Raw genomic sequence first — 18,504 nt, 5'->3', positions numbered from 1 at the left:
CCCGTATACATTCTGAGTTATACCGCAGAATCTTCTATGGCATAAAGCTCCCAAGCATGTTTCGTAAACCAACGATACAACTATCCGTCAATACATTACAAATCAGCTTTAGAGGAAGTCTTCCAGCATGGACAACCGCTTTTAATATGCCAACACTTAGTGTGTAGTAGCCTATTAGAAACGCAGCGGCTGCCTCTATGCATCGGTAATACGTTCAGCCGGTGATAAAATTTCGGTAACACGGACTCCGAAGTTTTCGTCAATGACGACGACTTCTCCCTTTGCAATCGGCTTATGATTTACGAGTATGTCAACAGGTTCACCGGCGAGCTTATCCAATTCGATAATATGCCCTTCTCCCATACTTAGAATTTCTTTAATCATCTTACGGGTACGACCAAGTTCAACGGTCATCTCCATAAAGACATCCATAATCAGCCCAATATTGCTTTGCTCTGACTCAGTTACTCCATTCATGAGAGAAGGAAACTGTACGGACTGCACATTCGGATTCATACCGGGCATTACCATTCCGCCTTGAATTGCATTGCCTCCCGGCATTCCCATACTCATACCCATCGGTTGTTGTCCCATTTGCGGCATACTATTCATTCCATTCATCGGCATATTCATTGCTCCCATTGCATTACCTTGATCAGGAGCAGGCGGCGCTATCGGCTGTACCGGTTGCGGAACAGCTTCCGGCTTATTTAACTGATCAGCAATTTGTTCTGCAGTTCTTTTAGCTATAATTTCCCATAAATTATAGCTTGTGTCATCAATTGTAACCGAATATGCTAAAAGCGCAAAATCTTGTGAAAGACGTATCATTGCTTTCGGCACATGATGAGCCTCTGCCGGCATATTTGTAACGCCTTTAATCTTCGCTCCATCGAAGGCACTGATTTCCTTGCCGACATACTGCGCAATCGTTTCGCTGATAACAGACAATGCCATGTCATCAATCTTTACATCTGCTTCGTTATTTACTAAGCTGACAAGCTTTTCGGCAAATTCAGGGACAAGTACAAATACGTGATCACCGGTTAGAGAACCGTCAAAATCTATAGTAACGGCAACCGCCATCTCCGGAACTTTCTGTAAAAATGTTTCCCGTCCGCTCAGCTCTATAACAGGATTTGCAACAGATACTGTCTTACCGGTCATTGAATCCAGATTAGCAGCGAGTGCGGAAACATTTCCGTCAAAGAATTTCTGTAATGCTTCCTGCTGTGCCGGTGTAAAAGCTCCTTCTGCAGGGGCACTGGCGGAACCGCCGCCCATACCCGACAACAATGCATCTATTTCATTTTGAGAAATGGACCCATCACTCATATAATTCCTCCTGATCAGCATTTAGCTCTTCAAATTCATCCTGATTGAGATCTTCAATCTTTTCCAATATTTGCACGGCAACCTTGTTTCCTACAACACCCGGCTGACACCAAAATTTCTTTCTGCTGCCGACACTGAGTGTAAAAGGATTGCCTACTCTCGTATCGGTAAGCCGGATAATGTCGCCTGCGCGGAGATTAAGCACATCCCGCACCGGTAATTTCAAAGAACCAACCTCGGCAACAAGATCCATATCCACGGTGGATAGCTTTTCCTTCAAAACGCCCATATACTGTGTTGTGGAACTTCTTCGTACCGATGAGAACCAGAACTGACTCGATAGCTTTGAAATAATCGGCTCTATCGTGATATAGGGAATACAGAAGTTCATCATTCCTTCTTCTTCCCCAACTTTTGTTTCAAGTGTAACCAAAACAACCATCTCTGAAGGAGGAACAATCTGTGCAAACTGCGGGTTTGTTTCAATTTGTCCTAGCCGAGGACGCAAATCGATAACTTGTGTCCAAGCCTCGCGCATATTTGCCAAAATACGCACGATAACCCCTTCCATAACAGATGCTTCTATATCGGTAAGTTCCCGCTGTACCATGGTGCCTTGTCCGGTACCGCCAAACAGCCGGTCAATAATAGAAAAGGTAACCGATGGGTCTATTTCCAAAACAGCATTTCCCTTAAGCGGATCCATATTGATGACAGCCAAGGTTGTCGGTGTAGGAATTGAACGGATAAACTCCTCATACGTCAGCTGGTCAACAGAAGCGACATGCACATGCGCCATGCTTCGCAGCTGAGCGGAAAGAGCGGTGGTAGTCAAACGCGCGAATGTTTCGTGCATAATTGAAACAGTACGCATTTGCTCTTTAGAGAACTTATCCGGCCGCTTAAAATCGTAGATTTTAATTTTCCGCGTATCATTGACCGGTCTAAATTCTTCCGCCTCAGTATCCCCAGAGCTGATTGCAGTGAGAAGCTGGTCTATTTCGTCCTGCGATAATACTTCAGTCATACAATCCCTACTGTTCTATAATATCATATTGAGTAAAAGCGACGCCTTTTATCTTCGTTTTTGATAGGATATTATCATTAATCTCATTGCGGATTTCGATTTTAATCTTTTCCTCCTGACGGAGTTCCGCAACGGTTTTGTTCTGGAAGTAAGAGCGGAGAAAATCCTTGAGCTCTACAAGCCGTGCCGTCAGTTCCTGCGGTGTTGCTTTATCATTTGCAGGATATCCAAGCTCTACTTTCACAATAACCGTACCCGGCACCGTATCACGTGTTGAGGTTTTTACTGCTTCAATCGCGGAGTAATATTGTAGAATTTCCCGAGAATCACGATATTCTTCGGCTATCGGATATTCAGAATGCGATTTCCCGTTCCTTGATAGCAGATTAACCGTGATAACAACAACCGTCACAATAAAAATCAAAGCAGCCAGTGCAAGGGCAATATACTTGAGCAGCGTAGAAAGCAGCCCAGCCTTTTTAGGTTTTACTGAACTGTCAGAGGGTAACGCGTCCTCCATTCCGTGATCATCATTTAAGTTTGCATTCTCGTCAGCCATTATGGGTACTCCTCTCTTTTACACATAAACCTATGAACATCTTCAAAAACAATGGTTTTTGAGGTTCCTCTTTATTTTTTTTCTTATTCTTTTAATGATAGTTTTTGTTGCTATACATATAGAATAAGAAGTATTTCCCTATCATTATGCACTAAAAATGTGCATCGTCCAAAATAATAATGTCAACCCGCCTATTGTAGGCACGCCCTTCTTCCGTTTCATTGGAATAGACAGGACGGGTATCTGCATATCCCGCTATCGAAAACTTATCTTCCTGTGCACCAAAGTCTGTCAGATAATGTAGGACATTTATAGCACGGGCAGATGAAAGCTCCCAATTACTTTTCCACGTTTCAGAAAGCGAAGCACCTGAATCGGTATGACCCTCTATTCTAAACCGCCGTGTTGCCAGTTCCTTATCCGATAAGAACTGACTTATTCTCAGCAAGGTTTCACGGCTCTCTTCTATATTAAGCTCTGCACTATTCCGCGGAAAAAAAGAGTCGGCTGCAAGAGAGATTACCAAACCGCGTTCATCGCTGGTAACGGCGATCTTATTTGATTTTATTTCCGGCGCAAACAAAGATACCGCCTTTTTTAGCGCTGTGCCTAGCAGCCGTCCCTTTTCCATAGAAGGCATAGAACTGATGGTATTGCCGAGATCGGCAAGTTTTCCTGCCGCTAAGGAAATAGAACCTCCTGTAGGATCTCCGCTGATGGACGCAGATAATGCCTGTAAGCGGGTTATATCAACTTCGCTCGGCTCATACAGCATAACAAAGAAGCAAAGCATTAACGTAACCATATCGCCATACGTTGTCAGCCATCCGCTTCCCGCAGCTTGTACTTCTTTCTTTTTCCGTGCCATATATTAATCCTTCACCAACTCAGGTTCCAGTCTTTTACGGTCTGCAGGATCAAGGTATGTAAGCAGCCGCTGTGCAAGAATACGCGGATGGTCTCCCGATTGAATACCAAGTACTCCTTCTATGATCATTTCTTTTGACCGCACCTCTAAGTTATTCTGATATGTAAGCTTGGAAGCAACCGGGATGAGCAGCCAGTTAGACATCATTGAACCGTAAAAGGTTGTAACAAGAGCAACAGCCATGTTTGGTCCCAAGGAACTCTTATCTTCAAGGTTTAACAACATACCGATAAGACCGATAACCGTACCCAACATTCCGAAACCCGGTGCCAGGGTTGCCCATGCGTTTACGACAGAAATCCACTTATTATGGCGTTCCTCCATCTGCCCCAGCTCATTTTCCATAGAGACTCGGATTGCCGCTCCGTCAATACCATCGATTACATTGCGCAAACCTGCTTTTAGAAAAGGGTCGTCAATATCGTTCAGCTCTTCTTCGAGAGCAAGCAGACCGGTACGTCGGCTTTTTTCAGACAGAGTCATCAGTTTTTGCACCGTCTCCCCGTCCTTAAAATCGGCAATCTTGAATACTTTGCCCATAACCTTAAAAACACCGATAGTATAAGAAAGCGGATAGGTTAAGAACAAACACATATATGAACCGCCGATGGTAATGAACATCGAAGGAATGTCGATAAGACCTCCAAGCGAGCCCCCTACAAAAGCGCCGAAAAAAACAATACCAAGACCGCCGAATATACCGATAAATGATGCTATATCCATACCTTGCCACCAGCTCCCTTACATTTCGTTTTTAAAACCGCCGATACGTTTACGGTACGCAATAATTGCATCGATCAACGCTTCAGGTTTTTCTTTTATTACAAAGCTCTTCCCTGACAGCATGTGCAGCGTTACATCAGGATTGCACTCCACCGTTTCAATTTGATGAGGATTTATCCAATATTCCGTACCGTTAAGCCGCGTAACCTTTATCATACAGTATCTGTTATATTACATTATTACCGCTTCAGATTCAATACAGTATCAAGCATTGTATCGGAAGTTTGAATAGTTTTTGCCCCGGCTTGGAACCCGCGCTGTGTAATAATCATGTCGGTAAACTGATCGGTTAAGTCAACATTACTCATTTCGAGGGTGCCGGCGATCAATTTGCCCTTTCCCATTACGCCTGATGTGGTAATATTTGCAATACCGGAGTTGTTGGACTGAACATAGGTATTCTCACCCGCTTTTTCCAAACCGCCTTGGTTTGCAAATCCTGCCATTGCAAGCTGTCCGATATCATGGCTTACACCGTTGGAATACACACCGGTGATAACACCGCTTTGGTCAATCTTAAAGTTTTCAAGATAGCCCATTGCATAACCGTCCTGCTCATAAGCTTTGGTGGTGCTGCGTTCTGCAAACTGAGTAATTGTATTGCGGGATGTGCCGATTTCACCTAAGTTAATGTCAAAAGTGTGCCGGACAGCTTCTCCGTCTTCCCCGGCAGTTGCACCGGGTACATTATAAGAAACCTGCACCAGTACCTGACCTGCTGCCGCGGAAGTATTTCCCGCCGTGTCGGTAACGGAAGCAAGGTGTCCGTAGTTATCAAAAGTTACCGTGAACGTGTTTCCGGTACCGTCTGTGGTGCCGACTCCCGTGCGGGTTGCGGTAGCTTCCGCGTTTTCGGGGTCAACATTGACTGTTGCAAGCCATTGGTTTTGGGTACCCGGAACACGGGAGAAGCTTAAATTCAGCTCATGGGTTTCACCGAAGGTATCGTATACCTTAAATTCGGTTGACCATGTTGATTCCAGCACCTGAGCACGGTTTGCGTTTTCGGGTAATTCCGGCAGCCGCTTGTCGAGGTTACAGGCATAGTTCACTGAGGTGGTTGAACGGGCATCAATTTTCTGCCCGATCGGGATGATGAGGTCTTCCGTCTGTGCGGAAGTGTTGATAAGCCGGGTTCCGTCCACTTCTTGAGCCATCCAGCCTTGAACGCGCATTCCATTTGCAGGATTTACCATTGTACCATCGCGATCTACACCGAAAGCGCCGGCACGGGTATAAAAGCTCTTTTCACCTGATTTAAGCACAAAGAAACCGTTTCCTTGTACGGCAATATCGGTATTCACCCCGGTTGACTGTAAAGCGCCTTGCGTATGCACAGTGTCAATACTGGCAACCATCATACCAAGCCCGACTTCTTTCGGGTTGACACCGCCGACCTCTTCAGTAGGACGGGAAGCCCCGCTCATCTGTTGAGAAATTAAATCTTGAAAGTTAACCCGTCCGCGCTTAAAGCCCGTCGTGTTGACGTTTGCAATATTGTTACCGATAACATCCATTCTTGTTTGGTGATTCTGCATTCCGGAAACGCCGGAAAATAACGACCGCATCATATCTGTAAGCTCCTCTTTAATCCCTAAGTAATTATACTCGTTTAGTTATTCCAATCTTGCACAAACACGCCGTTTTTAGCGGATTCCGTCCGCATAAACGGTTTGCACACCCGACCATGGATACCATTTGCCGTTGACCTGTACCTGCGGGTTTTCTCCGCGAGTTGCCGCCGTGATGGTACCCGAAACAGTACCGCCGCTTTGTTCAATATCAACTTGTTTACCGACTACATTGACTGCTGAGGAATCTCCGATCAATCTATTCAAGGTTCCAAAGCTCTGATTCATGTTTGTCAGCTGCTCAAGGGAGGTAAACTGCGCCATCTGTGCGACAAACTGGGTGTCCTCCATCGGACTGGTAGGATCCTGATGAGTCAACTGCGCAACGAGCAGCTGGAGAAAATCATCCTTTCCCAGTTCTTGCTTGGGTTTCCTTCCTTCTGCAAAGTTCTTTTTATTGATTGTATCAACTTCCATGTTAAGCCGGGCTTTTTCTTCCCCGCTCATTTCAAAAGAAGGCATCGGAAATCCATTTCCCTGCGCTACCGTACTGATATTCATCGTTTCTTACCTCCGCTTACGCAAACACATTCACTGCTTGATCTTGCCCGAATGCGTAGACAGTTTCAATATCGGCATAACGATTATTTTGCATTACCTCCACGCGGCTTTTTTTTGCAAATAATTCGTTAAATTGCCCATTATCTTCTCCGGATTGATGGCTACCACCCTCTCCAGACCAGCTTATATCAAATTGTGCGCTTGCAAACCCTCCCTGTTCAAAGGCTTTTGAAAGCTGATCGATGCTTTCTTTAAAGGCTTGGTATGCTTCTTTTGAACCGGCAATAATCTTTCCGACGATTTTTTTACCGTTGACCAGCTCCAGATTTATCTTAACACTGCCGAGATGAGCAGGCTGCATCTGCAAGCGGATAATGCCGGCGTTATTGTCCTGTAATACAATACGGCCTGCCTGTACAAAGTCGGGAGCCATGTCCTGCACTTGCTGAGCCACTAACGAGGCAAAGCTCGGTGCGCTGCTCTCTTTTGCATCCTGCGCAGTATTTGCAGCGGAACCGAATCCTGCTGCCATGCCGCGGAAATCCGCAGCCATGTCAACAGATGGGGTATTGGAAACCCGCACGCCGGCACCTGCTTCATGGACAGAACCGTCTGCAGTAACTGGTGCTGCGTGTACCGTGCGCTCATCAACAATGGTAAACACCGGTTTTTGCTGTTTCGGCTGCTGAATCTTTGTACTTTTTTCGAGGACAGTGTCCGAAGCGGCTTCATCGGCATTTTTTTTCTGCTTTCCGGATAACTCGGCGGTGCCGGAAGCTGATGCGAGTACGCTTCCCGCAGCGGATTCTGCATCTATTTTACCGTTTTTCTGTTTTTTTACCTGCTGTGCTGCACTGGAAGACTCCGCAGCGGATTCTACTGCCGCTGTATTCGTTTCAGCTTGGGCTGTCAGCGCATTTTTCAAAAGCAGCTTCTCACCGGACTCAAGTGTATTTTTCCCTGCAAATCCTTTTTCGGCAGTAAGTACGGCATCTGCATCTACAGGGAGACCCGTAGGTTCAGCTTGTTGCCCATCAGCTCCGGTAGACTGCCGTGATTTACCGCTTTGTGATCCGCTCTTACTTTTCAGCCGGGCAAGTTCTGTCCGCATTGCAGTATGTTTCTTCTGCATAGTCTTATCTGCCATTTCAGCATCCAAGTCAGATATTTCCACTCCAGCAAGAGACTCATCGTCTGTCATCAGATTTTGCAGCATTTCAAAAAAAGACGTTCTCTTCCAGCTTGTTTCCGTTGCCGGTTGTTTATCCTGACTTTCTTGCTGCACAGCCTCTGTGTAATTGACTTGCTGCATATCATGTTGGACATCGAGTGTCTGCATTACTAAACCTCCAGTATTTCCAAAAAACCGCTCGTCGTAATGAGGCTTGGTATTCCGGTAATATTGTTCTATCAATATTATAGAATAAAAAGCACCGGCGGTATTGTGCCCGGCTGCCGTATTCCTGCGTACAGGATTACGGAACATGCCGAAAGGTCATATCTCATTGATTCGTGCGGAGGGTTTAATACCTCGACGCTTGCGTCGTAACAAAGGGTATTAAAGCCGACTGCAACCACTTTATGAGAGCAACATACCCCGACGCTTGCGTCGGGGTTGTTGATTATAAGGCTTCTTCTACCGCCAGAACCGCTTAAAGCCCTTTGATAAGTCAGCCTTTGCTTCAATTTTCGGCTTTTTTGTATACCTTATTGAGGGAGAATTTAAAACAACTGATTCTGCGAATAGATAGAAAAATTCTTCTAATATATAGCCTCTTAACAATTTGCAGACAGCCTTCTATAATAGAGATAATGAAAGAAGCGAAAAAAAAGAGCGAAACCTATAGCGCAATTCTCAAAAACGCAAAAACAGAATTTTTGCAAAAAGGTTTTGACAAGGCCTCTATGCGTTCCATTGCAGCGATGACAGGCATAACGGCGGGCGCCTTATATAAACACTTTCCATCAAAGGCGGCAATCTTTGAGGCATTGGTGCAGCCGCTTATCACTCAAACCCTCAGCATCGGTGCCGATTTTTCCGAAATCGCAATACAGCTTTTCAAAACAGAAAGCGCGCCGGCAATAAAAGAGGCAATACGCATATCGATACAGAATTTATATACGCTTGTTTATAACCGCTTTGACGAGTTTACGCTTTTGTTTAACCGTTCGGCAGGAACAAAATACGAAAATATTCGTCATGAATTTGTAATGGCAGATGTTGCAGCATGTAAAAAACTTATGGGTGACTTAACAATGCAAGGAATACGGATAAGTCCTTTGAACGATGATCAGCTGCACTTGATATATAGCACTGCCTTAACGCCGTTTTTTGAAATTATCACGCATGAATATTCCTATGAAAAAGCTCTCTCCTTCATGGATATTCTAACAGATGTAACCTATTTTTGCTGGACAAAAATTATGCAGCCGGAAAAATAATACAGAAACTTCTATCCGCTGAGTATTGCGTTTTACCGTTATTTTTGTTTTCTGTTACCCAACGCCTTGCGCCGAGGTTGTTGATTAGATCACTCCCGAATATTATTTGGAAAAGGCATCAAAAATGCGGGCTTTTAAATCATCGGTAGCGACAAATGATTGTGTACTCCCATCGTCAAAAGTAAGACTTAGCACGCAGCAGGACTCATGGAGTGCCTTTAAAACTTTTTCAACGTATTGATTTTCCAGAATTGTAGAAACTCTGATAAAGCCTTTTTTTACATCTCTATCCAAAGTCGAAATACCGGTAAGAGGAATTTCTTCTCCGCTTGTAGGCAGTACAAAAGCAGCGGTTTCGATAAAGGAACCTAAACGATTATAACAAGTAAAATTAGTATAGGCATCGGAAACATATACACGCTTATTCATTTGATATGAAAAATCGATCATGATATACGCATCGACATTTGTATGCTCGGCAGTCATCTTTCCTGGACGGATATAATATTTTAAGTTTTTTGATTCCATATATGCAGTAAGAACTTTTTCTTTATCTCTTGTATATGCCGTTACACATGAGGAGGATAAAATCACAGTTATTATACAAAATAAAAGAATTAATTTTTTCATAGCCTTACCCTATCTTATTTCAGTCAAAAAAAATCGCAAAAGGAATCTAAGGGAACTCTCTAAAAACTTCGGGTTTTAGAGCTTCCTGCTCTCATTTTTAAAATAAAGCGCTTCCAACTTTCTTGTATGATAAAGCTGGAAGCGCCCCGTTTCCTAAAAAATATTAGACTACTCTCCGGAAACTACAGTTGTAACTACCATATAGGGGATAGCAGGACTTGCCGGCCAGTCAATCCGAAGATCAACGGTACCTACTTTGGTAATACCGCCGTTTTTAGCAGCCTGCAGAATTCCGCCTTCACCTTTGAGGGGGAAGGCGGCAAAAAATGCCTGTGATGCCTCACCTGTTTTGCTGCCGACCATACCGGTAGCTCCTGCTACAGGCTGTGTAGTGGAGCAGGAAGCAACAAAAAGTGCTAATGCCAATGCAGCTAAAGCAAATAAACCTTTTTTCATAAAAAGTTCTCCTTCACATCATGCACAAAAATATGGTGCATGAAAGATAACACTTTGCCTAAAGCAAAGATAATGCTATAATAACACGAATCATTGCATAAAGCAAGATATAAATGAAAAAAAATAAATTGCGGAAGGGAGTAACATTCTCGTGCGCCGCATCCTACCTGATAGAGTAAATCCCTCCGCTTTCTGCAACAAAGCCTTCATAAATAAGTCCTTCAAGGGCTTTATCAAAAAGTGGCTGTTCCGTCCGGGTGTTTGCATATAACTCTGTATATGCTTGTCCGTTCTGTTCCGTCAAACTACGGATTACCGCACCGCGGGCTTGCCGTACAGAGCCTTCAAACTGGGACTGTTTGGTGTAATGCTTACTCTTCCGGTTTGGATTGACAATTACTTTTTTTAAGGCTGCCCCATAATCCATAAGAGCATAGTACCAAAGCCGCGGGTTTTCAGTATACACGGAGGCTTTGATATGGGGGAATAAATCCTTATCGCTTACGGAATTATGATCTTTAAAAAAGAAGAAAATATACACTGCCCGGATATTGGTTTCGATAAGGGCATTGGGTTTATTGTATGCAAAAGTAGAAACGGCAGCCGCAGTGTAGGGACCGATTCCCGGAAGGCTTTGCAGAACTTCGGTATCTTCGGGGACACATCCGTTGTGTTTCTGCATAATGGTTTGTGCGCATTGATGCAAAAAACGAGCGCGGCGGTTATACCCCAAACCAACCCATTGCTCCAGCACTTGCACAAAGGATGCTGCAGCGAGGTCTGCTGCGGTAGGAAACACCTCCAGCCAGCGCTTGTATTTTTCTACAACCCGTTCCGTTTGTGTCTGCTGCAGCATAAACTCCGAAACAAGGATAGCGTATGGATCTTGAGTAGTACGCCACGGAAAAGACCTTCCGTGCGCTGCATAGTAATCCAAAATCGTCTTTTGAAAATCGGTATAGAGAATGGTATTCATAAAACGGGGATCATTCGTTCCGAGGCTGAATAAGAGACTTCCGCAAGAGCGCATCTACAATCAGCTCGACGATTATATCGGGCTGGTAGCGCTCGGTGTCGATGATAAGATCGGCAAAGGCATAATCGGTGTTGTCTATATTGTAGAGTTCTTTGTACCGCCGGGTATCATCACTGTCGCGCATATTGGTAAACGCACGGATAGTCTCAGCGCTGCCCCCTTCCCGCTGCAAAATACGTCCAACCCGAACATCCTCGGATGCGTATAAGTAGACCTTCAGGTCAGCTGCTTTGAGCAGCCAAATCGCAAGCCGGGAACCGAGTACGCATGACTTTTGCATTGCCTGTTCAACTTGACGCTCATCAACAAGACGGTCAAACCGGAAGTCTGTTTTTGCCTGCTCAATGATATCCCGTAACGGCATGTTCAGTTCTTTTGCAAGTGTTCTGAAGGTATAGTTGATGCACGGAATACCGAGTATTTGTGCAAGAAGAGTAGAGACAGTGGTGTTCCCGCAGCCCGATGCTCCGGAAATAGCGATTCGTACATTTTTTCCTGCCGGTATGCGGTAAAGAGTACTCTCAGGCGTAAAACTTTTTGTATCCATCTGCTTTACCCCGCTTATTCTACATTATGGGCTTGCTCGCGGATATTTTCGAGAGCATCTTTTGCAGCGATAACAGCCTGTCCGATAGCCGTAAGCTGATTTTTTGAACCGATGGTATTCACCTCCCGGTTTATTTCTTGACACAGAAAATCGATCTTTCTTCCCGGCGTTTCGTTTTCAGTTATTTCTTTTTGCAAGGCATTGATATGCGCCTTTGCACGGATAATTTCTTCGTTGATGGTGTACTTAACAAGCAATACTGCTATTTCCTGCATGACTCTCTGCTCATCCGGTTCATGCTCCAGCAGTTCGGCGAAACGTTTTTTCAGTGTTGCAGAAAAAATAGCTTCCATCTGCGCTGCATTTGTTTCAATCTCTTCGATAGCCTGGGAAAGGGTGGTAAGCATTTTCTGCATATCAGCTTTAAGAGCCTTTCCTTCTTCAATTCTTGTCCGGTTAAAATGCTCAATAATGAGGTCTAGTATCGGCTGTAAATCCTGCTGCCACTGGTCTGCGTTAAAGGTCCTGTCCATCTGCAGTATGCCTTCCTGCCGCAAAATGAGGTCAAGACTTACCTGATCTTCCATTCCTAAACTACGGGCAATTTCGGAAACAGACCGATAATATGACCGAGCTAAGGAAATATTCGGCGTAATCGCTTGATTTTCATACGTTTTTTTAATACGCAGATAAAAATCAACCTTACCGCGGATAATGTGCCGAGTAAGAAACTTACGCAAAAAAGGTTCCAGCTGAGCCATAGACTGCGGAACGTTAATCGTCAAGTCCAAAAAACGGGAGTTATAGCTTTTCAGCTCACACGATATATCGGTGTTGTGTACGATGCTGTCGCAATATGCATAGCCGGTCATGCTTCTCATACGTGTACCGCCTTTTCCAAAAGTTCAGTATAAATGGCTCTCCCTAGTTTCCAATTGTCTCCGGCGCCGACAGTGATAAATAAGTCCCCCTGCCGTAATTCATTTTTTATAAAATCTTTTGCTTCCATAATTTCATCAAAATAGTAGACGTTTTTCCGCCATTTTTTCATTTGTTCATACAGCGTTCTGCCGCTTATCTCCCCTGTGTATTTTTCCCGTGCCGATGCATAAATCTTATGCAGAATAACCGTATCGGCATAGTCAAACGAATCGGCAAATTCTGTGAGCAGCGCTGCCGTACGGGAATAGGTGTGGGACATAAAGTCGGCAATAATACGCCGCTCAGGATAAAAGTCATGTATACCTTTGAGTGTTTTCCGGATTGCGGTTGGATGGTGTCCGTAATCATCCATAAAGAGGATGCCGTTTACCTCTCCCACAATTTCGCTCCGCCGCTTTGCTCCCTTAAACGATGCAAGGCTATTGCGTATTGCAGTCAGATCGGCAAGGGTAATTTCGTTCCTTTCTTGCTTAATTAAACTGACAACAAGCGCTATTGCTCCTGCTGCATTCAATATATTGTGCTCTCCGGGGATTCCTATATGAAATTCTCCGGCAAAGCCCCGCAGTGAAAAAACAGATTGACCGTTTTGAATGCCATGTATTTTAATGCCGTAATCTCCCCGTGCGGTTTTGCCGTAAGGGGTCAAGATAAGATCGGGACGGGAAGAAAAGATTAACCTTGCTGCATCGCAGGCGCCCTCATCATCAGCACAATAAAACAACTCGCTAAATTGAGGAAGCCTGTCTATATACTGTAAAAATGCGGTTAAGATATCTTCATATTTGGGATAATAGTCCTGATGATCACTTTCGATACTGGTAAGGACGATTTTTTGCGGATGAAAGAGTAAAAAATTCCGCTTGTATTCGCAGGTTTCCGCCACAAAATATTTTGATCCATTGATAACCGTACAGCTGCCGCCGAAGTTGGAAACTGCGCTGCCAGCCAACACGGATGCTTCTAAGCCGCTGTTTTTGAGCAGTGTTCCGATAATGCCGGTTGTGGTTGTTTTTCCATGTACCCCTGCAACTCCGGCAGAATAGCTGTGTTCGGAAAAAGCTCCCAGTGCTTCAGGGTAGCTCATCCTCGGCAAATTTTTCTCCGCTGCAGCATGCAGTTCGGGATTTTTATCCGGCGTATACGCAGTAGAATAGATAATCAGACGGGTTGCAGCAGGAATATTCGAAGGATCAAAGGGACTGCTGACCGGTATATTGAGCTTTTTTAATAGTGCATCAGTGTAAAATTCATCGCTGACATCGCTGCCGGTTATGTGTGCGCCCCGCGAAACAAGCAGTTCCGCCAAAGCTGCCATACCCGTTCCTTTGATGCCGATCATGTGAATATGATAACCGGAGAGATTTTCTGGCAAACGAGTTTCTGTCATAGTAGATATGATAAATGATATTTTGATTTTTAACAAGGATAGAATATCATTCTAAAAATGAAGTTTTCGGACAGCCCTAACTTAATGCATTTTCTTACAAGACCGAACCGATAGACTGTCAATAGTTTTTGTTAATTTCTAGTGCTTTTTTTGAATGTTTGTCTGTGAAAAATAGCCGAAATTTTGGTACAGAGACAAGCATAGCTCTACAAACATATGTAAATAAATACTAACAAAACATCAACAAAAGCACGCAATCAGAATGCATGGAATTTCGCACATATTTGTGCTACCCTGTAGTATCCTAATCTATACTATGACTATACTACGCACCCATAAAATAATTTACGGTTGGCAGGTTGCAACCGTAAACATAAAAGACTTAATAAACATTATTTTCTGTCGATATTTAAGGCGGAGGTGATACTATGCGTACGGTTAAACACCCTAAAAACAAAGAGAATTTTGAATTTTACATTAAAGGATTGCAAGACGGGAACTTTACCTTAAAACAAGTTGCTTTTATTACCGGCTATTCTACAAGACAGCTTACAAACATCAAAAAGAAATACGCAAAGCAAGGAGCAAAAGCTTTTGAGAACAGGCATAAAGGAATGAAGCCGAAAAACAGAATCCCAAATAACATAAAAAGACAGATCGTCAATATCTACAAAACCGAGTTTTTAGGCTTCAATTTTCATTTTTTCGTTAAAGCATTAGATGAATTTTATGACCTGCACTATTCATACAAGACAGTCTATAACATACTTACAAAAAACGGCATCGTGTCTTCTGAGAAGCGCAAAGTAAAAAAGAATAAGCCAGTACACCGACCACGATATAGAAGAGAACGAGCCGGAGAATTGGTACAAATTGACGCAACGCCGTATCAATGGTTCGAATGGTGCGGAGACACCACATATTACGCGCTGCACGGAGCAATTGAGGATGCTGAAGGCTGCATAACAGGACTATGTATGACCGAAAACGAATGTTCATACGGCTATTACGATATACTAGAGCAAACAATAGATAATCATGGGGTAATGTTAGAATTATACTCCGATCGATCTGCAATTTTCTGTGTAAATCCAAAAGATAAAGATAAACTCTCTACACACGAACAACTCAAAGGAATTCATGAAAAACGTACTCAATGGCAACGAATTCTTGATGAGCTGCAGATAAAGCAGATATTAGCATGGTCGCCGCAAGCAAAAGGACGTGTAGAAAGAATGTGGCGCACGATTCAAGGTCGCTTACCGTGGTATTTCAAAAGATATAAAATCAAGACAATTGAAGCAGCAAATGCCTTTCTGAAAAAAAATTTTATCAAGATTTTTAATGATGAATTTGCAATCAAGCGAGAAAAAAAAGCAATATGGAGAGAGCCTCAAAAAAATTATAAAGAGCTTGTCTGCTCAAAATTTGAGCGAACAACAAATAATTCCGGTGTCATTTCTTTTCAAGGATATAAGTTTCAAATTGAAGCACCCCACTGTGCAAAGAAAACGATAGAGATTTGCGTATACAAAGACGGCATAAAAGCCCTTGTAGATGGTGTGTACCGATCTGTAAAACTGCTTGAAGATTTAACCGATGGAATAGGCGAACAAATGAGTACATCGCTTAAAAATATAATCTATCAATATATGCTTACCGACGCAAAGAAGATAAGCGCTTAAGTCTAACCGGCTAAAATCGTTCACCATAAAAAAGTGTCCGCCGTGCTCTGACCAGCAACGACGGACGGGTTAGAAGAACTCTCAGATTCTCTGATCCAAGAATCGATGTTACTATAATTCTTATTACAGATTTAGTCAATAATCAGATCGTTTTTAAGAATATTTTTATGACATTGTTTCTTATTTGAATTGTTGATTATGCAGTAATAGTGTAAAAACAGGATTTTACTCCGATAATCATATTGTTGTATGGATAGCGAAACTTTTATTAAACGGCTTGAAAGGCTGATGGCAGATCGTGGCTTACAGCAAAAAGACCTTGCCAAAAAAGCAGGGATAAGCTCAAACGGAATATCAACATGGAAAATTACCGGTGCCTTGCCGAGAGCTGATGTTGCAGTCAAAATTGCAGATATTTTAGGTGTTACCGTTGAATATCTTGTAACAGGTCATATCTCTAATATCGATAAAACAGATGAACTTGCCTATACGGTTTCAAAGCTTTGTGCAAAGAAACGGAGTATAGTGCAAGCTGTAGTAGATTCTTTAGACGTATTTTAAAGCAAAGCCTCAAGCTGTACGAAAACTTAATGTGCAATTTTATCAAAATCGCGGTCTATATTTTTAACGACTTGAATAACATTCCTAAGAATATCGACACTTAGAGAACCGTTAGCTTCAATATAGATAATACCAAGTTCTTCTATTTCCTTTTTTCAGTACTTCTATATCCGTATTGTGCATTTTACACATCCCGCCAAGAACCTTCCAGAAAGACGGCACAGTCAAACGCGTAATCATCTTTTTCAGAGGAAATACCGGCATCTCCGAGTATCCCTTGTACGCGCATACAACGCCTTAAAATATTGCAGCGTTCATTGTACCCGTGTATTCCTTCCTCGTCAAAAACGGCATCAATGTCTTGCTGGGACGTGCAGGTATTGAGTTTTTTAAGCATCCGGTTATCGGCTTCACTTAACGGCTTTTTTACCAATCCTAACTTTTCATAGAAGGGAGTAAGCCGCCAATAGCCGGTGATAAAATGGAAGACCGTAAATTCATACAACTGCTCATCTGTCGGAGGGGTTGAGGGGCTAAAAAAATAAGACGGCGCATACATCGCATAGGTCAAGTACCGTTGTTTTTCTGCAATATCGGTAATCCTAAATCGATTAAAGGCCTCTTTTATCTGCTGTTCACTTTTGCATTCCCGCAATGCTGCAATAATCCGTTTATCAAACGTCATAGCATTAAAATCCTTTAAGATAGTGAAAAAAGTATGCCCTTACATCCAAAATAAGGAACTTTGATTTTTTAATGGTAAGGGCATTCCGTTTATACATCGTAGTTCAAAGTCCTTATCGCATTATAAAACTGTACAGCAGTTATCAAAGAATATTTGACAACTGCCGTTTTATGTCCAACCTCTAGGGAGGGTGGAAAAGGCTGAACTTATATTTTAAAAAGTATTTTGCGCCTATTGCAAAAAGTATTATTGTTAGTATTGCCGAAAGTGTTATAACGGCAATCATCCGCCGGTGCAGCTTGTCCTTTTGTTTATCAATTATCGCTTGCTTTTCTGCTATCCGGCTTGCCGCCTCTTGCTCGAATTTGTTGTAAGATTGCCGCAAGGCTTTCAAGCTCGCTCGCTCCGTTTGTAATTGACTGTTCAAGGAGTTCGCTTTGCTCTCTGCTTCTAGTAAGCTCACCGCTAAGGCTTTCGCTTTGCTCTCTTGCATCCTCAAGCGTTCCGTTAAGCTGTTCGCTTGCGATTGCAGACTCTGTCTGTCTCTCGCTAAGTTCTCCGATATGCTCTCTAACCTGATAAGCTCTGCTTCCGTTATCACGTATTCCGGCTCCTGTGCAGCAGCCGGAAAGAGTAAATAACAAAAAAAAGATAAGGCAAACAATAAAAACATTCTTTTCATTCATTCACCGCTCCTTTTTTGTTTTTCTTCCCATTGTTTTCGTACTTCAATACAGCAACGCCATTCAATGATATCTCGAAAATCCATAAAAGGCTGAGACAGATGAATTAGAATAAATTCTATAAGAGTAATCGGAAAGAAAATCAAAGCTATCATATTTTTAAATCCCCATAATAAAAATAAGAATATTCGTTTTTGTTTATTCTTTTTGACTTTCCAATATTCATCACAATAAAAAGAATCAAGTTTATATTCAAAACAAACAAAGGGGATTAAACTAAATTCTAAAATGAGTCCTGCTATTGTGAATGGAAAAAAGATATAAAAAATCAGTTGATTTAATGTTTGTAATAACAATATTTTCATTTATATACCCTCTCTTTTCCTCAAAAAACCTAACACTCTGCGATACGGCCATGAAGCAACATGCGCCCCATCTTGTTTAAACCCATCCTGTTCAAAGACGGCGATCTCTTCCGAACTTGCATCAAGGACAATCGCGACGTGTCCGTATTTATTGCCTTTTGTTGGAGAGAGGATAACGATATCGCCTTTTTCCGGTTTTCCGCCTGCATATACCAACTTATCAAAATACTTTTGTTCAAGCGGCATTGTGTCATACTTGGTAATGGAATGATACAATAAAAGTGCAGTGCCAAAATTGCCGAAAAAGAGAGGAGGAAA

22 protein-coding genes are annotated in these 18,504 nt (G+C 42.9%); 3 read left to right on the top strand and 19 right to left on the bottom strand.

Going from position 1 to position 18,504, the window contains the following annotated elements; genetic code table 11:
• Positions 1-195: 195 nt before the first annotated feature.
• From fliN to ACTTJ8_RS05505, 9 genes are all read right to left on the bottom strand, one after another.
• Positions 196-1,335 carry a flagellar motor switch protein FliN gene (fliN, locus tag ACTTJ8_RS05545; protein WP_442719315.1) on the bottom strand — a complete coding sequence of 380 codons (1,140 nt, stop codon included), beginning with the start codon at positions 1,333-1,335 and terminating at the stop codon, positions 196-198.
• Positions 1,328-2,362, bottom strand: a complete 1,035-nt coding sequence (gene fliM, locus ACTTJ8_RS05540; RefSeq protein WP_442720568.1) for a flagellar motor switch protein FliM — start codon at positions 2,360-2,362, stop codon at positions 1,328-1,330. Before fliM ends, fliN begins: the two co-directional genes overlap by 8 nt.
• Positions 2,363-2,369: 7 nt before the next feature.
• Positions 2,370-2,921 carry a flagellar basal body-associated FliL family protein gene (locus ACTTJ8_RS05535; protein ID WP_442719313.1) on the bottom strand — a complete coding sequence of 184 codons (552 nt, stop codon included), beginning with the start codon at positions 2,919-2,921 and terminating at the stop codon, positions 2,370-2,372.
• A gap of 151 nt (positions 2,922-3,072) precedes the next feature.
• Complete coding sequence (gene motB, locus ACTTJ8_RS05530) at positions 3,073-3,789, bottom strand: flagellar motor protein MotB (protein ID WP_442716415.1); 717 nt, start codon at positions 3,787-3,789, stop codon at positions 3,073-3,075.
• 3 nt (positions 3,790-3,792) lie between these two features.
• On the bottom strand, positions 3,793-4,572 hold the full coding sequence (locus ACTTJ8_RS05525; protein ID WP_442720567.1) for a motility protein A: 780 nt from the start codon (positions 4,570-4,572) through the stop codon (positions 3,793-3,795).
• Positions 4,573-4,590: 18 nt separating this feature from the next.
• Positions 4,591-4,788 carry a flagellar FlbD family protein gene (locus tag ACTTJ8_RS05520; RefSeq protein ID WP_442716417.1) on the bottom strand — a complete coding sequence of 66 codons (198 nt, stop codon included), beginning with the start codon at positions 4,786-4,788 and terminating at the stop codon, positions 4,591-4,593.
• A gap of 23 nt (positions 4,789-4,811) precedes the next feature.
• Positions 4,812-6,203, bottom strand: coding sequence for a flagellar hook protein FlgE (gene flgE / locus ACTTJ8_RS05515; protein ID WP_442716418.1), 1,392 nt, complete (start codon positions 6,201-6,203; stop codon positions 4,812-4,814).
• Between the two features lie 75 nt (positions 6,204-6,278).
• Entirely contained in the window at positions 6,279-6,764 is a 486-nt protein-coding gene (gene flgD / locus ACTTJ8_RS05510) for a flagellar hook assembly protein FlgD (protein ID WP_442716419.1), read from the bottom strand.
• A 16-nt stretch (positions 6,765-6,780) separates the two neighbouring features.
• Positions 6,781-8,178: a flagellar hook-length control protein FliK gene (locus tag ACTTJ8_RS05505; RefSeq protein ID WP_442720566.1), complete on the bottom strand. Its 1,398-nt coding sequence runs from the start codon at positions 8,176-8,178 to the stop codon at positions 6,781-6,783.
• A 395-nt stretch (positions 8,179-8,573) separates the two neighbouring features.
• On the opposite strand from ACTTJ8_RS05505, the gene ACTTJ8_RS05500 reads away from it, so the two are divergent.
• Positions 8,574-9,206, top strand: a complete 633-nt coding sequence (locus tag ACTTJ8_RS05500) for a TetR/AcrR family transcriptional regulator (protein ID WP_442719659.1) — start codon at positions 8,574-8,576, stop codon at positions 9,204-9,206.
• A 102-nt stretch (positions 9,207-9,308) separates the two neighbouring features.
• Here the strand turns inward: ACTTJ8_RS05500 and ACTTJ8_RS05495 are convergent, their stop codons facing one another.
• The 6 genes from ACTTJ8_RS05495 to murC form a co-directional block, all read right to left on the bottom strand.
• The gene (locus tag ACTTJ8_RS05495) at positions 9,309-9,734 is read right to left on the bottom strand and encodes a hypothetical protein (protein ID WP_442720565.1); all 426 of its coding nucleotides are present in this window, start codon (positions 9,732-9,734) and stop codon (positions 9,309-9,311) included.
• Between the two features lie 270 nt (positions 9,735-10,004).
• A complete protein-coding gene (locus tag ACTTJ8_RS05490; RefSeq protein WP_442719656.1) occupies positions 10,005-10,292 on the bottom strand; it encodes a TRL domain-containing protein in 288 nt (95 codons plus the stop codon).
• Between the two features lie 163 nt (positions 10,293-10,455).
• On the bottom strand, positions 10,456-11,268 hold the full coding sequence (locus ACTTJ8_RS05485; protein ID WP_442720564.1) for an HhH-GPD family protein: 813 nt from the start codon (positions 11,266-11,268) through the stop codon (positions 10,456-10,458).
• 10 nt (positions 11,269-11,278) lie between these two features.
• Positions 11,279-11,875: a (d)CMP kinase gene (gene cmk, locus ACTTJ8_RS05480; RefSeq protein ID WP_442720563.1), complete on the bottom strand. Its 597-nt coding sequence runs from the start codon at positions 11,873-11,875 to the stop codon at positions 11,279-11,281.
• Positions 11,876-11,889: 14 nt separating this feature from the next.
• Positions 11,890-12,756 carry a YicC/YloC family endoribonuclease gene (locus ACTTJ8_RS05475; RefSeq protein WP_442720562.1) on the bottom strand — a complete coding sequence of 289 codons (867 nt, stop codon included), beginning with the start codon at positions 12,754-12,756 and terminating at the stop codon, positions 11,890-11,892.
• Positions 12,753-14,207 carry a UDP-N-acetylmuramate--L-alanine ligase gene (gene murC / locus ACTTJ8_RS05470; RefSeq protein ID WP_442719652.1) on the bottom strand — a complete coding sequence of 485 codons (1,455 nt, stop codon included), beginning with the start codon at positions 14,205-14,207 and terminating at the stop codon, positions 12,753-12,755. The genes ACTTJ8_RS05475 and murC overlap by 4 nt, the downstream gene beginning before the upstream one ends.
• A gap of 428 nt (positions 14,208-14,635) precedes the next feature.
• On the opposite strand from murC, the gene ACTTJ8_RS05465 reads away from it, so the two are divergent.
• Positions 14,636-15,892: an ISNCY family transposase gene (locus tag ACTTJ8_RS05465; RefSeq protein WP_442720561.1), complete on the top strand. Its 1,257-nt coding sequence runs from the start codon at positions 14,636-14,638 to the stop codon at positions 15,890-15,892.
• 249 nt (positions 15,893-16,141) lie between these two features.
• Complete coding sequence (locus tag ACTTJ8_RS05460) at positions 16,142-16,453, top strand: helix-turn-helix domain-containing protein (protein ID WP_442720560.1); 312 nt, start codon at positions 16,142-16,144, stop codon at positions 16,451-16,453.
• Between the two features lie 184 nt (positions 16,454-16,637).
• Here the strand turns inward: ACTTJ8_RS05460 and ACTTJ8_RS05455 are convergent, their stop codons facing one another.
• The 4 genes from ACTTJ8_RS05455 to ACTTJ8_RS05440 all read right to left on the bottom strand — a co-directional run.
• Complete coding sequence (locus ACTTJ8_RS05455; protein WP_442720559.1) at positions 16,638-17,138, bottom strand: hypothetical protein; 501 nt, start codon at positions 17,136-17,138, stop codon at positions 16,638-16,640.
• A gap of 314 nt (positions 17,139-17,452) precedes the next feature.
• Positions 17,453-17,824, bottom strand: coding sequence for a hypothetical protein (locus tag ACTTJ8_RS05450; protein WP_442720558.1), 372 nt, complete (start codon positions 17,822-17,824; stop codon positions 17,453-17,455).
• Positions 17,821-18,186, bottom strand: a complete 366-nt coding sequence (locus ACTTJ8_RS05445) for a hypothetical protein (RefSeq protein WP_442720557.1) — start codon at positions 18,184-18,186, stop codon at positions 17,821-17,823. The genes ACTTJ8_RS05450 and ACTTJ8_RS05445 overlap by 4 nt, the downstream gene beginning before the upstream one ends.
• A partial coding sequence (locus ACTTJ8_RS05440; protein WP_442720556.1) for a CHAP domain-containing protein occupies positions 18,187-18,504 on the bottom strand: 318 nt, incomplete at its 5' end.

Source organism: Treponema sp. (assembly GCF_052169735.1).
Taxonomy (GTDB): Bacteria; Spirochaetota; Spirochaetia; order Treponematales; family Treponemataceae; genus Treponema.
Note: the sequence above shows the minus strand (reverse complement) of the source record. Positions and strands in the feature narration are given on the sequence as shown.

What these genes read in the sequence shown, in the direction of transcription:
- ACTTJ8_RS05465 (WP_442720561.1), top strand. Translation starts at nt 14,636, where the DNA reads ATGCGTACGGTTAAACACCCTAAAAACAAAGAGAATTTTGAATTTTAC.
- ACTTJ8_RS05455 (WP_442720559.1), bottom strand. Translation starts at nt 17,138, where the DNA reads ATGACGTTTGATAAACGGATTATTGCAGCATTGCGGGAATGCAAAAGT.
- ACTTJ8_RS05525 (WP_442720567.1), bottom strand. Translation starts at nt 4,572, where the DNA reads ATGGATATAGCATCATTTATCGGTATATTCGGCGGTCTTGGTATTGTT.
- ACTTJ8_RS05520 (WP_442716417.1), bottom strand. Translation starts at nt 4,788, where the DNA reads ATGATAAAGGTTACGCGGCTTAACGGTACGGAATATTGGATAAATCCT.
- flgE (WP_442716418.1), bottom strand. Translation starts at nt 6,203, where the DNA reads ATGATGCGGTCGTTATTTTCCGGCGTTTCCGGAATGCAGAATCACCAA.
- ACTTJ8_RS05535 (WP_442719313.1), bottom strand. Translation starts at nt 2,921, where the DNA reads ATGGCTGACGAGAATGCAAACTTAAATGATGATCACGGAATGGAGGAC.
- ACTTJ8_RS05495 (WP_442720565.1), bottom strand. Translation starts at nt 9,734, where the DNA reads ATGGAATCAAAAAACTTAAAATATTATATCCGTCCAGGAAAGATGACT.
- fliM (WP_442720568.1), bottom strand. Translation starts at nt 2,362, where the DNA reads ATGACTGAAGTATTATCGCAGGACGAAATAGACCAGCTTCTCACTGCA.
- cmk (WP_442720563.1), bottom strand. Translation starts at nt 11,875, where the DNA reads ATGGATACAAAAAGTTTTACGCCTGAGAGTACTCTTTACCGCATACCG.
- flgD (WP_442716419.1), bottom strand. Translation starts at nt 6,764, where the DNA reads ATGAATATCAGTACGGTAGCGCAGGGAAATGGATTTCCGATGCCTTCT.
- motB (WP_442716415.1), bottom strand. Translation starts at nt 3,789, where the DNA reads ATGGCACGGAAAAAGAAAGAAGTACAAGCTGCGGGAAGCGGATGGCTG.
- ACTTJ8_RS05475 (WP_442720562.1), bottom strand. Translation starts at nt 12,756, where the DNA reads ATGAGAAGCATGACCGGCTATGCATATTGCGACAGCATCGTACACAAC.
- ACTTJ8_RS05460 (WP_442720560.1), top strand. Translation starts at nt 16,142, where the DNA reads ATGGATAGCGAAACTTTTATTAAACGGCTTGAAAGGCTGATGGCAGAT.
- ACTTJ8_RS05445 (WP_442720557.1), bottom strand. Translation starts at nt 18,186, where the DNA reads ATGAAAATATTGTTATTACAAACATTAAATCAACTGATTTTTTATATC.
- ACTTJ8_RS05450 (WP_442720558.1), bottom strand. Translation starts at nt 17,824, where the DNA reads ATGAATGAAAAGAATGTTTTTATTGTTTGCCTTATCTTTTTTTTGTTA.
- murC (WP_442719652.1), bottom strand. Translation starts at nt 14,207, where the DNA reads ATGACAGAAACTCGTTTGCCAGAAAATCTCTCCGGTTATCATATTCAC.
- ACTTJ8_RS05485 (WP_442720564.1), bottom strand. Translation starts at nt 11,268, where the DNA reads ATGAATACCATTCTCTATACCGATTTTCAAAAGACGATTTTGGATTAC.
- fliN (WP_442719315.1), bottom strand. Translation starts at nt 1,335, where the DNA reads ATGAGTGATGGGTCCATTTCTCAAAATGAAATAGATGCATTGTTGTCG.
- ACTTJ8_RS05490 (WP_442719656.1), bottom strand. Translation starts at nt 10,292, where the DNA reads ATGAAAAAAGGTTTATTTGCTTTAGCTGCATTGGCATTAGCACTTTTT.